Annotated in this window: 8 protein-coding genes; 2 read left to right on the top strand and 6 right to left on the bottom strand. The window is 43.7% G+C overall.

Annotation, left to right across the window (positions count from 1 at the left end; all coding sequences use genetic code 11):
- Positions 1-14: 14 nt before the first annotated feature.
- The 6 genes from DWZ67_RS05110 to DWZ67_RS05085 all read right to left on the bottom strand — a co-directional run bounded on the left by DWZ67_RS05110 (position 15) and on the right by DWZ67_RS05085 (position 12,621).
- Positions 15-2,330 (bottom strand): ABC transporter permease, encoded by a 2,316-nt coding sequence (locus DWZ67_RS05110; RefSeq protein WP_120138293.1) that lies wholly within the window; start codon positions 2,328-2,330, stop codon positions 15-17.
- A 158-nt stretch (positions 2,331-2,488) separates the two neighbouring features.
- Entirely contained in the window at positions 2,489-4,864 is a 2,376-nt protein-coding gene (locus DWZ67_RS05105; protein WP_120138291.1) for an ABC transporter permease, read from the bottom strand.
- A gap of 14 nt (positions 4,865-4,878) precedes the next feature.
- Complete coding sequence (locus DWZ67_RS05100) at positions 4,879-7,266, bottom strand: ABC transporter permease (protein ID WP_120138289.1); 2,388 nt, start codon at positions 7,264-7,266, stop codon at positions 4,879-4,881.
- A 30-nt stretch (positions 7,267-7,296) separates the two neighbouring features.
- On the bottom strand, positions 7,297-9,702 hold the full coding sequence (locus DWZ67_RS05095; protein ID WP_044468084.1) for an ABC transporter permease: 2,406 nt from the start codon (positions 9,700-9,702) through the stop codon (positions 7,297-7,299).
- An 11-nt stretch (positions 9,703-9,713) separates the two neighbouring features.
- Positions 9,714-10,964, bottom strand: coding sequence for an efflux RND transporter periplasmic adaptor subunit (locus tag DWZ67_RS05090; RefSeq protein ID WP_044468083.1), 1,251 nt, complete (start codon positions 10,962-10,964; stop codon positions 9,714-9,716).
- Positions 10,965-11,133: 169 nt separating this feature from the next.
- On the bottom strand, positions 11,134-12,621 hold the full coding sequence (locus DWZ67_RS05085; RefSeq protein ID WP_120138287.1) for a TolC family protein: 1,488 nt from the start codon (positions 12,619-12,621) through the stop codon (positions 11,134-11,136).
- A 218-nt stretch (positions 12,622-12,839) separates the two neighbouring features.
- Here DWZ67_RS05085 and DWZ67_RS05080 point away from each other — a divergent pair, with 218 nt between their 5' ends.
- Together DWZ67_RS05080 and DWZ67_RS05075 are read left to right on the top strand one after the other, a co-directional pair.
- Positions 12,840-14,213 (top strand): sigma-54-dependent transcriptional regulator, encoded by a 1,374-nt coding sequence (locus DWZ67_RS05080; protein ID WP_117652669.1) that lies wholly within the window; start codon positions 12,840-12,842, stop codon positions 14,211-14,213.
- Entirely contained in the window at positions 14,210-15,175 is a 966-nt protein-coding gene (locus tag DWZ67_RS05075) for a sensor histidine kinase (protein WP_120138285.1), read from the top strand. Before DWZ67_RS05080 ends, DWZ67_RS05075 begins: the two co-directional genes overlap by 4 nt.
- Positions 15,176-15,200 lie beyond the last annotated feature (25 nt).

Genomic DNA, 15,200 nt, shown 5'->3' with positions numbered 1-15,200 from the left:
GTATCATTATTGTATTATTCGCTTTTGATTACTTCCGCCGGATTCTGTTGTGCTGCCTGCCATACTCTCCACCCGATACAAAGTAAGATAATAATAGCTATGCCTACAAAGATGGTAGTATAAATCCATAGATTAATGCTTGTACGCCTTACATAGCTCTCTAACCAATGGTTCATCAATACATAACCTATTGGGAATGCTATAGTAGAAGCAAATATTAATAATAACATGTATTCTTTGATAAACATTGTCATGATATTTTTAGTTGTAGCTCCATTTACTTTGCGCACGGCAATCTCTTTACGTCGTTGTTCACAACTTAGCGTAATCAATGAAAAGATGCCGAATATGGTAATCAGAATACATACCATTGATACGAAAGATATTAATTTCATCAATACTTTTTCTGATTTTAGATATTCTTCGTAGCCTTCTTCTACATTCACGAATTTATATCTTGTAGTGGGATAGGATTGACTGAACAAATTCTCTATCTCATTCTTTAATTCTTTCCATTTGCCTTCATGGAACTTTACTAATATATCCCCTCTTCCACCCCAAAATTTATGAGAGAAGCCATGATTCCCAATCAGCATTATTGGATTTACGGGTATGGTAGGAGCCGTTATATGAAAATCCCTTACGATGCCAATAATCGTTTTGACATTTCCTTCATTCAAATAAAGTTTTTTTCCGATGGGATCGGTCATACCTAAAAACTTCACAGCTGTTTCATTTAATATTACCTTATCCGTTTCTTCTTCTTTCATTGCTTCTCCTTCTATAAGGTCAAGATTGTAAAAATCTATAATTTCTTTTCCTTCGATTATACTTTGTATCTCAAATCCTTCTGCTCCTTCAATTCTACCGTCCCAATCTTTGATTTGCAAACTTAAACCGACGGTGCGTGGGAAGAGTCCGTGGTGTCCTTTCAATACTTCGGAGGTACAAGGTATTTGAGCTATTTTTTCTGCAATTTCGTCATAATTGTCATGAGGATAAATAAGGGGAAAAGCTGCAATATTATGGCGTTCCCATCCCAAATCAGTATGGGTGAGGTGATATATCTGTTTCAGCAGAATACTCATACAAAAAAGGAAGAGTATGCTGATAAATATCTGGAATAGGATACTACATCGATAAATAAAGAAGCGTTTATCTTTTCTTTGTTTTACTGTACGACGCAGTGCAAAGGGAAGTAACAGAATGAGTGACAATAATAAAAGTCCGATGAAATAGAGCAGCGATTCATAATAGATGTTTCCCGTAATGCCGGACATTTCTCTGAATATTGGTAAAGTAATCTCTACCAATGCCATGCCTATTATTCCTGCAAGTAAAATCATAGTGCCGTATTCAATCATGAAAAGTGCAAGAATGCCTCTGATGGAAGACCCACACATCCGTCTTAATTCCAATTCTTTATTACGGATGTTGAGTCGGGTTATAAACAAAGACAGATAGTTGAAGAGTGAACATGAAATGACCAGCCCACCTATGATAGAAAAAAATATCAGATATAGGAATTTGATAGATTTCTTTTCATTTATTTCGGAATAATGGTATTGAGTAAGGGGCATTAGTCCGACACCTTCAAATAGTTTATCAGGGTCTCGTGAATCTCCCTTATATTCGCTGGCATTAAGCTTTCTTTGAAAATTTTCGGCTGAGATACCTTTTTTGAGTTTTGCGCAAATTTGAAAGCTTGCATAGCCCCAATAATCTTGCCATTGGTGGAAATAGGCACCTCGTCCCCAACAGCCGAAAGCGAGATTGCTATGTTGCAATCCTTCCAATATAGCTTCAATGGTTACAGTGTTGTCAGCAACAGTCAGCTCCTTACCCAACACGTCAACACTTCCAAAAAGCTTCATTGCCATGTCCTTTGTTAAAGCTATCTGTGAATCATTATGCAGAAAGTCCATATTTCCGGCTAAAAGAGTAATTCCGAACATTTTCATAAAACATGAATCTGCCAATAGCATTGATGTGTTAATAGTGGGACTACCTTCAAGTTTTAGTTCAGTATCATCCCATATCATATACGCACAAGCATCTTCCACTTCGGGAAAGTTTTTCTTCAAGATATTCGATGTTGGATAGGGCATTCTGGTTGAATAACCTGTATCATTGAGCAAATCTTTTTTGTAAAGCAGGTAAAAGCGGTCGGCTCCATCAAACTGACAGTCATAGGTCATTTCGTAATGTATCCATAGATTGGCAAGTGCGAAGCAAGCAAAGCCTATTGCCAGTCCAACAATGGAAACGATACTTTGAGTCTTGTATTTCAGCAGGTTTCTAATTGCTACTTTCAGATAATGTATAATCATGTTTTCTCTTTTTATTTGTCTTCAATAGTCTCTCGTTATAATCTTAATTCAAATATTATGCCAAATAGTTAAGTGTTTTATAATTAGATTATTAAATCTTGTAATGCCATACTGTATCTGTGCGATATAGCACATGTGTTGTGCGAAAATACACGCTTTTATTCACTCTTTATTACTTCTGCCGGATTCTGCCGTGCAGCCTTTTTTACTTGATAAACCAATGTTAATATGGAAATTAATGATATGATGATTGCTGCAACAATGAACAACCAACTGCTGATGTTGGCTTTGTAGGCAAAATCTTTCAGATAAATGGCTATTCCCCAATAAGATATAGGAATGGCAATCAAAAATGACATTGCTAATATGATAATGTATTTTTTGAGTAATAACAATAAAATTTCCTTATGTGTAGCGCCATGTACTTTTCGTATAGCTATTTCCCGGTATCTTTGTTGTATGTCAAATAAGGACAATCCAAACAAAGCTATTGAGGATATTAGAATGGCCATAAAGGAGAAAAAGGAATAGGTAATGGTTATTTGCTTGTCTGACCTATAGAGATTCTCAACTTCCTGTTTTGCAAAAGTATAATTGAAGGCTCCATCAGCATTGTCGTTGTGTAGGCTTTCCAAGAAGGCAACGGCATCTTTTTGATGTCCTGGAGCAATTTTAGCTTGCAAAGGAATTTGTGAAAGATATGTTTCACCGTATATAAAAGCTATAGGAAGAACCGGTTGGGATAAATGTCCACAATAAAAATCTTCGACGATACCTATAATCTGATAAGGGCTCAAATCCCTACGCGGCCATAAAGGTTGTTGAGGTTCCAGTCGGGCATTGATTGTGCTTCCGAGTCCGAAGAGTTGCATGGCTTTTTGATTGAGAATCAGTTTGGCTTCACCTTCATGGTCGATGCCGGCATCCCATAAACGTCCCTGGGATAAACGGAAGCCATGAAATCTTATTTCTTCTTCTGTAATGGGAATGCAATACAATTGTTTGAAATTGGTTTCTCCGAGCTTACGGAAAAGTACCGGAGATTCGGTGAAATATTCATAGGGGGATAAAGAGTAATTCCATGCCGTGAATAAAGGAGAGGCATTCATTGCGGTGGATATATTTTCTTTGGAGGCTTTGCGCAAGGAGGTCTGTTTCAGATATTCTGCTTCAGTGGTAGGCTGTTTGCGTTCATAGCGTTCAAAATAGACTTTAACGATAGAGTCTGTGTCATAGCCTAAATCTATGTGAGTCATTTCATACAGTTGTTTGGCGAAGAACATGGAAACAACTATTAGAATGAATGCCACGATATACTGAATACTCAGATAGAGGTTTCTTACAACAGACGATTTTTCACCACTGCCTATTTTCCGTAATGAATGGATAGGCGTGTTGTATTTGAATTTAAAAAACGGATAGATTGAAGCTGTCAATGGCAGCAAAATCAGGATAGCTATGGTTATTCCGATGTCAAATATACCATTAGGCTGTTGAATGACATCAAAATATTTATTTAAGGGAAAGGCGGAAATTTCGACAAGGAACCAGGCTATAAACAATGATACAAGTGTCAGACAGAAATTCTCGATATATAGTTGGGAGAATAGCTGTGCTGAATTGTTTCCAAAAACTTTCTTTAGTCCGAATTCTTTGCTTCGTTTCAATAATACAACCGTATAAAGACTCATAAAATTGAAGATGCCTACAATTAAAATTAGTACAGCAACAAGTGCCAATAGATGTAGCTGTGGTAAATTCCCCCTTTGCAGCATGTCCTGCCAAACATTAATGGCTGGATGAAAATACACTTCACGCATGGGAAGCAGTTGATACCTGAATTCAACATCCGCAGCACGTGGAGATTGCCGGAACGCTGCATGCCGTGCATTTATCTTCGTAAAGGAAGCCCCTTTATGAATTAATGCCATTTTCATCGGGAAACGGAACTCCCAATCCTCCTGCAACGTTTCAGGAACAAGCAAGTCGAAATGAAGCGAGCGTTTCCCTCCGTCTTTGCCGATAACTCCGGTCACCGTAAGAGGGTCGCCGGTAGAGTATTCAATGGTTTTGCCGATAGGATTTATGTTCCCGAAGAGTTTCTCACTCAGCTCTTCTGTGATAAAGGCGGTTTGTGGAGACGCCGCCCATGATTCGGCTTTTCCATATTTCATGGGAAAATCAGTCACTATTAGAAACAAGCTGTCTGCTACAATCGTTTCTACATCAATATGTTTTTCTTCCTTTATGATATAGTCTTTATTGAACCATACGAAAGTGGACATCGCTTCTATGTCTGCATCTTCGAGGGGCCCTCCGATAACTGCCGTTTTATTGTTGTCATCTTTGTATTCCTGCACCATGATGCCTATCCGGTCTTTGTCGGGACTATAACAATCTACATCATTTTCCTGCTTCACGTAGCGGGAGATTATGATGACACATGCCAGACTTAAAGCCAATCCTAATATATTGATGGCTGTATATATCTTGAAACGATATAATGTCCTTATAGATAACTGCACCAACTTCATATCTTAATCTTATTTTATTCCGCTTTGATTACTTCTGCCGGATTTATCTTCGCAGCCTTGTGTATTTGCCAAAATAATGTTCCCAGTGAGATGAAAGCCACTATCAGTAACGATATAACATATATTCCTATACCTACGGATGCCTTCACTGCGAAATCTTGTGTATATAGGTATATGATATAGTAAGTCAGAGGAGCGGCTATAATAAATGCAACGGCTAATACAAGAATATATTTGCGGAACAATAATTGGTAGAGATCACACATCCCGGCTCCATTGATTTTGCGAATACCTATTTCCCGATAACGCTGACGAATGTCAAAAAGTGAAATGCCAAATAGCCCTAAACAGGATATCAAGACAGCTATCAGTGCGAAACAAGAATAGATAACCGCTATCTGCCGGTCTTTTTGATACAGTTTATGCCATTCATCTTCCAATAAAGTATATTCGAAGTCTGTACAACCATAGATACGCAGCTCTGTGTCGCGCAAATAGTCAAGTACATCTTTAAGTCGTCCGGGGGTATAGGCTATCTGGCACATATCGTCACTGCGCTGTTTGCATACATTGTAGATAATGGGGCGATGTCCTGCACTCAAGTGGCGGTCATAGTAATCCTCAGCAACGGCAACAATGGGATGCAGAGGAGCATTGGGATTTAACCGACGCTCGTTCTCTTCCTGTACCAAAGCTTCAGACAGATTGTCGTAGTGCAAAGCTTTCATAGCTGCTCGGTTGGCTACCAAAACCTCTCCTCTGTTTCCTTCTCCTTCAAAACTGGGAATACTACCTTCTATTATTTTGATACCGTACAACTTAAAAAAGTTAGGGGTAGCATACCAAAACTTCATCTCTACTTTTTCCTCTCTATTGTTATAGTAGGTTACTTTAAAACCTTCGGAAAGTATATGTCGTTTTTCCATTTCAAAATGTTCTATAAAAGGACACTGTGCAAGTGCCTCCCATAGTTCATGTCTGCGTTGCCACATAGCTTCTCTGGCTTCCTGCCATTTTTCGCGTGGCATCGCTGATTCCGATTCATACCCTAACTTGGCTATCAGTACATTTTCTATGCGGAATCCAGGTTGCGTGTGTAATAAGAGCGAAAGCTGCTTGTTGAAATAAAGGGAAAGACTGATGAGCAGGAATGTGAAGATGTATTGTATAAAAAGAAAAAGAATGCGTGTGTGTACAGTACGTTTGCTTTGGGTGGCATCACGAATTGAACTGACGGGTGATGCATAATTGTATTTTACAAACGGATAGATAGAGGTCAATATGGGTAATATTACCCAAATTCCGGCAGAAAGCCAAAAGTCGAAAGATGTATAAGTGAAATAATATTCTAACAAACGGCTGACAGGGATTATTGTTATCTCTATCAGTAACCAAGCCAGTAATAAAGCACAACCAACTAAAAGTCCGTTTTCTGTTAATATCTGCAGGAAAAGTGTCGTTCCTTTTATACCGAACATTTTTTTAAGCCCGTACTCTTTTCCCCTCCGTTGTGTGCCTATCAAATAAAGATTGATGAAGTTTATAATGCCGGTAAGCAATAACAATAAGCATACACAAGATAAAATGTAAATATGAGAACGTTTTCCATAAGTGAGCATGGCAGGGCAACCGGCATCTTGCACATAAGCTGGTTCCCAATAAATATCTGCTATAGGCATGAACGAAAATGTATATTGTCGTGCATCTATATTTTTCCAATTCGGATTTACCCAGCGTGCTTGTTTCCCAAGCTCGTTCATTTTCTTGATGCTTGTACCCGGCGTGAAACGGACGAATTCAATAGGCATACGTTCCCAAAATGAGGAAAGCGTATTTGATACCACAATGTCAAATTGTATCATTGTCTTGCAAGTCGGTTCGGCTATAATGCCACTTACGGTAATGTCTTTCCCATTTGAATAATGTAACACTTTACCTATAGGATTGTCATGGCCAAAAATACGACGTGCACATACTTCCGTCAGTAGTGCAGATTCAGGAGATTTCATAGGAGTTCCTTGCACTATGCGGTAAGGAAAAAGCTGAAAATAACAACTATCTGCTACGAGTGTCCGCACTGTGTAACGGGATGTTTCGTCGCTCACAAAATCCTGTTCCATCAGAATTAAAGAAGTGCGTTTCTCTATGTAACGGTGGTCAATGTATATACTGTCTTTATTCGTGTTTTCTATTGTTGCCATTCCTCTATTGCCATCCATGTCCTGAATGACACCATATACATGATTGCGATCCACACAATGTGTGTCTACCGTCAGTTCTCTATGGATATATCGCATCAGCATGATGCAGCATGCCAGACTGAAAGCCAGACCTACTAAATTTATAACCGTGTATGATTTTGAGCGCATCAAGAAACGCCAAGCGTATTTTAGTGTTTTCATTATATGTCAAATTTATAATTTTTATGTCTTTTATTCGTTTTTCATAATGCTTGCCGGATTGATGTTGGCAGCCTTGCGGATTTGCCCAATAATAGTCAACAAGGAGATGGCAGTTGTTATGGCTACTGCTATGGCAAACAAGTCGAATGTCAAAGGGGCTTTGTGGGCAAAATCCTGCAAATAGAGGGTAATGGCAATCCATGACAAGGGTATGGATAGCAAAGTGGCGACTCCCATGACCGAGAGATACTTTTTAATGAGTAAGGGATAAATATCCTTTGCTTGCGCACCGTTCACTTTGCGTAAACCTATCTCACGGTAACGTTGCCGAATATCAAACAAGGATATTGACAATAATCCCAATGAAGAGATGAAAATGGCTATTCCGGCAAAGAGCGTATAAATGTTCACCACTTGACGGTCTTCACGATACATCTTTTGGAGTTCATCTTCTATCAGCGTATATTCAAAGTCGGTTCTTCCCGTAGATTCTTCGTATAAGCGGCGCAGGAAATCAATGACTTTGGCTTTATTCTCGTGCTTATACGAGGCTGTAACAGTATAAATTCCGCCTATGCTTGCATCGTGATAATAGATGACAACCGGTTGGGTGGATTGTGAAAGGTGCCGAACATTGAAATCCTTTATGACCCCTACTATCTCGCAAGGTGGATTGTAGAAATCCGGTAAGCTGCTTGAGGCGTAGTGTGGTTCTTCAGGTTGCAGCTTGTCTTTGGTGATGTCTTTTATTCCATAGACTCTTTTAGCGGTTTCGTTGATAATTACCTTGAAACTGTTTTTGGTGAACGCTTCATCTATGGAGTCGTTCCATAGGCGCCCCTCTACAAGCTGAAAATCGTATATTGCCATGGAATGGCTCGTTAAATGTGCGCGCAATGCCGGATGGAAACCGTTTTCGGCTCTGTTGAGCGCAAAGCTGTCAAAACGGAAGTCAGTGAACAGCAAGTTGTTTCCTCTGCTCCAATGTTCAAACAGAGTGCTTTCACTCATTCGTTTATTGACCAAAGCATTACTTATATATTGTCTTTTTCCTTCATCCAATCCCTCCTCTTTACTTGTTTTATAAAGTCCCAAATTACCAACATACATCCGGCAAGTTATCACATCGTGCGAGCGGAAACCGAGGTCAGCGCCAAGCATATATTCCAACTGTCGCACAAAAAACAGAGAAACGGTTATTATAAAGATAGTTACGACATATTGAAAACACAGTAATATCATACGTGACCGTGTGGAAAAGCGTGAAGATGCCAGCTCGCGTATGGAGTTGACGGGCTTGCTGCATGTGTATTTCAAGAACGGATAAATAGTAGTCAGTAATGGTAATCCTAAAAGTACGATGGCAGAGACCTTCCGGTCAAAGCCAGGGTCTGTTGTGGTAGGTATATAAAGTTCATGGAAAAAGAAAAACTTGGTTATTTCTATTAAAGCCCAGCAGAGGAGTAATGCCAGTCCCGTCAATAAGATGTTCTCGGCATATATTTGCAGGAAAATGTCTGTCCTGCCTGCACCGAACACCTTTTTTACCCCAAACTCTCTTGACCGCTTGGACATGATGACAGTGTAGATGTTGATGAAGTTCAGCAGCCCTATGATGCCTACCAGGAAGGCTACTACCATCAATACCCGGACATAGCTTTGGTTGCCATATTGATAGTTCTTGTTTTCTTTTCCGTGGTCTTTATCGTAATATAAATCTTTCAAAGGCAGATACTGATAGCGTACCGTCTCATAAGTGCTCCATTTGCTGCGGGGGTGTTCTTTTGAATACTTTTTATTCAGCAGTGCGATGTCTGCATCCGATGCCATCAGCATGGCGTATATAGGGTCGAAAAAAAGGAATTCATCCAATTCATTCGACATAAATATATCTGGCGTCCACGATGTCTTGGTATCGGGGTCATCCACCACTCCTACAATAGTGAATTTATTCCCTTTTGTGTTTTTGAAAGTAGCGCCTATGGCATTCTTTCCTCCCAGCTTCTTCATCCAAAAAGAACGGGTGATGACAACATCCCTCGGGCGGACTATTCTTCCGCTTCCGGCAATCACCCTATATGGAAAGATTTTGAAGAAGGTGCTGTCTACAGAAAAAGCGTTCGCTGCAATTTCTTGTTCCCCGAACAGAACGGGCATATCCGATATTTGATAAATCACCGTAAATTGTTCTACGGCAGGATCCTTTTCCAATCCCGACCGGTAGCCTCCCAAGAAGTTTTCACCACTGCTGGTAGAGGTTTTTATCAGGCAAATACGTTTATATTCAGGGAAGCACCGGTTTACCGTGTTTTCCTGGTGGATATATCGGGCAACGGTAAGTACACAAGCCAAACTGCACGCCAATCCCAATACATTGATAAGGGTGTATGCTTTGAATTTCAGCAATGCATTGATGGCTAAGATTATTTGTCTCATAGTGCGTCGTTTTATTTCATTATCAATTCTTCCGCCTCGCCAAAGGTATCATATCCCGTTGTAATTACCCAATCTCCGGGTTGCAAACCTTCCGTAATCTCGTATTGTTGCGGATTTTGGCGACCGATGCCAAGCGGCACGCGCACGGCTTTTGTCTTTGCGGCGTTCAGTTTGTAAATCCATTGTCCGCCGGTACTCTGGTAGAAGTTGCCGCGCGGAATGACGAGCGCCTCCTCCGGCTGGCCGAGTTCTATCTGTACCCGGAAGCTTTTGCCTACACGTACGTTGTCGGGCATGTCACCGGTGAAGACGAGGTCTACGTCGAACGTGCGGTCTTTGACTTCGGGAACCACTTTCGTGATGCGCAACGGGTATTTTCTTCCCTGATAATTGATGGTGGCAGGCAATCCGGTGATAATGCGGTCGATGTAGTATTCGCTTAGGGAAGTATGCACTTTATATTGGTCCAGCACCTTGATTTCCGCAATGCTTTCGCCGGAAGCGACCTGCTGTCCCGGAGTCACCTTGACAAAGCTGAGCTGGCCGGCGACGGGAGCTTTTACCACCAGGTTGCCGAGCCGTTCGCAGGCGCGTTCATACTTCTTCCGTTCCCGTTCGCGGTCGTTCCTGATGAGGTCTTTGCGGATGACGGTGACGGCAGAGTCATGACGGAGGCTTTCCCTTTGAAGATGGGCATTTTTCACTTTATAGTTGTATTCGTCCTCGGAAACTTCGAGCTGCGCCTTACTCTTGATGCCCATGCGGTACTCCTCCTTGTCAAGGGCAAAACTCTTGCGCAGGCGGTTGAGGTCATAATCGGTCTGCAGGGCTTGTTGTTGCAGGTTCAGGCTTTTCTGCTCCATCTCAATCTCTTTTTCGCGGTAGGTGATGAGCTGCTTTTCCCAGTCGTCGCGCTGGTCTTCGATACTGCGCAGCAGGTCGGGGTTTTCCATGACGAGGATGGTGTCTCCTTGCCGGAGCAGGCTCCCCTCCTCTCCTATGATGCGTTCCACGCTTCCGGCTTCACGTGCATTGACCTTGATGGTAAGGATGGGCTGAATCACTCCCTCCACATCTACATATTCCATGAATTTGCCGTTCTTGACTTCGGCTATCTGTATGTTGTCTTGCTCGATGCGCAGTTTGCTGGGGCCCAGCGAAAGGGTGATTACATAGACCAAGAAGGCAAGGAAGGCAACGCCTCCCGCCAGATAGTAGCGGTAACGGATGTACCAGGGTTTCTTTTCAAGTTTTATATCCATAATGCAATATTTTATATACTCTTTTTTTACTTTTCAGATACCCCCTTCAGAAGTACTTCTGAATAAGGGTTCCGAGTTTTACTAAAACTTCACCGGAGATTTAGTAAATCGTCACCGGAGTTTTAGTAAATCTCCGGCCAGCTTTTACTAAAACTATTCCACGATTCTATTATTGTATAGATTCTTCATTAGTAACCCTTTCCAAGTCTTCTGCCAGTGGCCTCTCTTTTTCAAAGTCATATAGTGTGATGCTTCTCAGTGTATAGTACAAACTCCAATAGTTGTACAAAGCCGTTATATAGCTTCTCCGGGCCGTATCTTTTTCCGTGATGGATGCATTGAGGTCGAGTACCGAGGACTTGCCGAGCAGATAGAGTTTTCGGGCTACTTCGGCGCGTCGTTGGGCTGTATGGTCCGTGCGGGCGGCTATGTTTACCCGTTGCGCCTGCAGGTTGAATTGCTTCACGAGTTTCCGTACGTTCAAGTCGAAATCTGTCTTGTCCTGCTCCACCTGCGTGTAGACAAGGTCTCGGTTGGAACGGGCCACGCGTACTTGTCCCCTTCCGCGCCCCCAGTCCAGGATGGGGAGGGTAATGCCCAGGCTGACGTACTGCTGGTCCAGTGGATTCCGGTAGGCATCTTTCAGCTTGTCGGCAGTTTGCGTCAAGCCGAAGCGCAGGTAGATGTCTGCTTTCAGTCCGGCATTGGCCTTGGCGCGCGACACGGCACTCTCGCTTTCCACCTTGCGGCGTAGCATGTTCTGTATCTCCGGACTGTTTTCGTTGGCAAGCATCAGCGCGGCATCCAGGTCGATGTGCAGGTCGGGCACCCGGTTGTCTATCTTCACCTTTATATGGAGGTCTTCTTGGATGCCGAGGTAGGAACGGAGTTCCTGCATGCAGTTTTCCACTTCGATGCGGGCATTCATGCAGTTGGTTTCTTCGGTCAGTTTGTTGAGTTCGAGCTGTAACATCTCGTTCTCGCTGATGGTGCCGATGTTGTATCGTCCTTGCGCATATATATATAAGGTGTCGGCATTGGCGTAGTTGGCGTTGGCTATTTCGTAGTTGCTTTGTGCTTTGGCCAGGTTGAAGAACTTCTCTGTGGCATTGGCGGCAACAAGCTCAAGGGTTTCTACGTAGGTTTTCTTGGCTTCGCGATAACGGATAGGTTCGATGCGCCGGTCCCACTTCAGGCTGTTGTAGCCAAACAAGGACTGGCTGTATCCGATGTTGACGGGTGAAGTCTGCCAGGAATAAGTGTCGCTGCTGAAAAGGTCGAGACGCTGCGCAGCCGTTTCAATGAAAAAGGTTCCTCCGGTCCACGGCACGTTTTGTGTCAGACTCAGTGTCAGGTCGGTACTCAGCAGGTTCTGCTCTATGAACTTGACGTTGCCATCGCTTTGGGTCACTTTGTTGATGGCACGGTCCAGATAAGGATTGGAAGTAAGCTTGAGCGTCGGCAGGTAGTTGGCACAGTAGTATTTGTAGTTCCAATAAGCGGAACGGAAGCTATGGCGGGCGTTTTGGGCGTCGGGCGACTGCTGGCGGGCCTGCTCGATGGTTTCTTCCAAAGTCAGCTCCAGTGTGTGCTCTTGGGCAACGGCACTCGACATCAGACTGAATGTAATAAGCAATAAAAATATATTCCGGTGCATAGTTGTTTTCTTTACTCTATAAAGTTCAAATTCTATGCCATAAGTATAAGTTATTGTATTATAAGTGTTTGTTGTGGTTCGAAGCTTTCCAAACGTGTGCAGTTGCGCACAAAAATAGTGCGATAATGCACGCACAACACATGGATATTATACTTATCTTTGCCCGTACAAGAGATGTGGGATTGTGTAGGCCTTGCCTGCACGAAAAGAAAACAGATATGGAGCAGTTTGGTAAAATATTGATTGTAGATGATAACGAGGATGTCCTTTTTGCACTGAACCTTCTTCTCGAACCCTACGCCGAGAAGATAAAAGTGGCAGTGACTCCCGACCGCATCGAGCATTTTATGACCACTTTCCGTCCGGACATTATTCTGCTGGATATGAATTTCAGCCGTGATGCCATCAGTGGTCAGGAAGGTTTCGACAGCTTGAAGCAGATTCTGAGTATCGACCCGCAAGCAGTGGTCATCTTCATGACTGCCTACGCGGATACGGACAAGGCGGTGCGTGCCATCAAAGCGGGGGCTACGGATTTCATTCCCAAGCCGTGGGAGAAGGAGAAGTTGCTGGCCACCCTTTCTTCGGGCATGAAGCTGCGTCGTTCGCGGACCGAGATAAATCTGCTGAAAGAGCAGGTGGAAGTTCTGAGCAATGTCACAGCAGGAGGCTCCGAAGAGATTATTATCGGTGATTCTCCTGTCATGCAGCAAGTCTTCTCTACTGTGGAGAAGTTGCGCGATACGGATGCCAACATACTTATATTGGGTGAGAATGGAACCGGAAAGGATGTGATTGCCCGCCTGCTTTACCGCAATTCTCCCCGCTATGGAAAGCCGTTTGTTACGATAGACCTCGGCAGTATTCCCGAACAGTTGTTCGAAAGCGAGTTGTTCGGCTACGAGAAAGGCGCATTCACCGATGCACGGAAGGCGAAAGCCGGACGTATGGAAGTGGCAACCGGCGGTACGCTTTTTCTGGATGAGATAGGTAACCTTTCCCTGCCCATGCAGGCCAAATTGCTGACTGCCATCGAAAAGCGTTGTATCAGTCGTTTGGGAAGTACGCAGGCTACGCCCATTGATGTGCGGCTCATCTGCGCCACCAATGCAGACATCCGTCGGCTGGTGGACGAAGGAGACTTCCGCCAAGACCTGCTGTATCGCATCAACACCATCGAGTTGCATATTCCACCTCTGCGGGAACGCGGAAACGACATCCTCTTGCTGGCAGAGTATTTCCTGCAACGGTATGCCCGCAAATATCAGAAAGAGATGCGCGGGCTGACCCGCGAGGCGAAGAACAAGTTGCTGAAATATGCCTGGCCGGGTAATGTACGTGAGTTGCAGCATACCATGGAACGTGCCGTGATACTGGGAGGCGGCTCTTTGCTTCGTCCGGAAAACTTCATGTTCCAAGCTTCGGCTTCCCGCCAGAAGAAGGAAGAAGAAGTCCTCAACCTGGAACAATTGGAACGGCAGGCGGTGGAACGTGCCATGCGGCTCAGCGAGGGAAATGTGACCCGTGCCGCCGAATACTTGGGCATTACTCGCTTCGCCTTGTACCGGAAACTTGAAAAACTGGGCTTATGAAACGATATTCATTGATTGTGGCACTGCACATCATCGGCATAGCCTTCCTTTCGGTCGGCGTTTATCTGCTGGTGGATGCCGGACTGTGGTTCAGTGCACTGATGGCTTTTTTGATATTGCTGGCGATTGCCGTTCATCTGTACCGCCTGCAGATGATGCAGGTGCGCATGATGCGCCATCTGGCAGAGAGCCTGCGCTATGACGACATGATGCTGTCATTCCGTTCTCCCTACAAGAACCGGTCTATGGAGGATATGGTGGACGAGCTTTCCGAAGCGATGAGGAATTTCCGTACCCGCGTGCTGGAACGCAATGAGATGGAAGCGTGGCAAAAGCTGATACGTGTGCTGACGCACGAAATAATGAATTCAATCACTCCCATCATCTCCCTCTCCGAAACCTTGAGCGAGCGGGAAATGTCGGAAAAGAACTATCCCGTCATGCGGCAGGGAATGCAGACTATCCACCGCCGTAGTAAGGGGTTGTTGGAGTTTGTGGAGAATTACCGGAAGCTGACAAGACTTCCCGCCCCCGTCCGTCGTCCGGTTGCCGTCCGCGAGCTGTTGCAGGATTTGCAGAAGCTGTTTTCGGAAGAGTATATCCGGATAGAGCTTCCGGAGGCCGACCGCATACTCCAGATAGACCGGACACAGATAGAACAAGTACTGATTAATCTGATTAAAAACGCCAAAGAAGCATGTAGCAGGAAGGAACATCCCCTGATAGAAGTGAAGATGCTACCCGCCCTCTCGTGGCAATGCCTTATTACTGTCAGCGACAATGGCGAAGGTATCTTACCGGAAGTGCAGGATAAGATTTTTGTACCGTTCTTCACCACCAAGCCTTCCGGCTCGGGCATCGGGCTCAGTTTATGTAAACAAGTGATGAATCGGCATGGCGGCAATATTACGGTGCAGTCTGCTGCGGGAAAAGGGAGTTGCTTTACGTTGCTATTTGGATAAATGGAAAAGAGGGTATATACAAAAA

It is taken from the genome of Bacteroides sp. AF34-31BH (genome assembly GCF_003602795.1).
GTDB lineage: Bacteria > Bacteroidota > Bacteroidia > Bacteroidales > Bacteroidaceae > Bacteroides > Bacteroides uniformis.
This window is presented reverse-complemented; position numbering and strand designations above follow the sequence as displayed.

Bases quoted from the DNA above. Each gene is read 5' to 3' on its own strand.
- DWZ67_RS05075 (WP_120138285.1), top strand. From the start codon at position 14,210: ATGAAACGATATTCATTGATTGTGGCACTGCACATCATCGGCATAGCC.
- DWZ67_RS05105 (WP_120138291.1), bottom strand. From the start codon at position 4,864: ATGAAGTTGGTGCAGTTATCTATAAGGACATTATATCGTTTCAAGATA.
- DWZ67_RS05085 (WP_120138287.1), bottom strand. From the start codon at position 12,621: ATGCACCGGAATATATTTTTATTGCTTATTACATTCAGTCTGATGTCG.
- DWZ67_RS05090 (WP_044468083.1), bottom strand. From the start codon at position 10,964: ATGGATATAAAACTTGAAAAGAAACCCTGGTACATCCGTTACCGCTAC.
- DWZ67_RS05100 (WP_120138289.1), bottom strand. From the start codon at position 7,266: ATGAAAACACTAAAATACGCTTGGCGTTTCTTGATGCGCTCAAAATCA.
- DWZ67_RS05080 (WP_117652669.1), top strand. From the start codon at position 12,840: ATGGAGCAGTTTGGTAAAATATTGATTGTAGATGATAACGAGGATGTC.
- DWZ67_RS05095 (WP_044468084.1), bottom strand. From the start codon at position 9,702: ATGAGACAAATAATCTTAGCCATCAATGCATTGCTGAAATTCAAAGCA.
- DWZ67_RS05110 (WP_120138293.1), bottom strand. From the start codon at position 2,330: ATGATTATACATTATCTGAAAGTAGCAATTAGAAACCTGCTGAAATAC.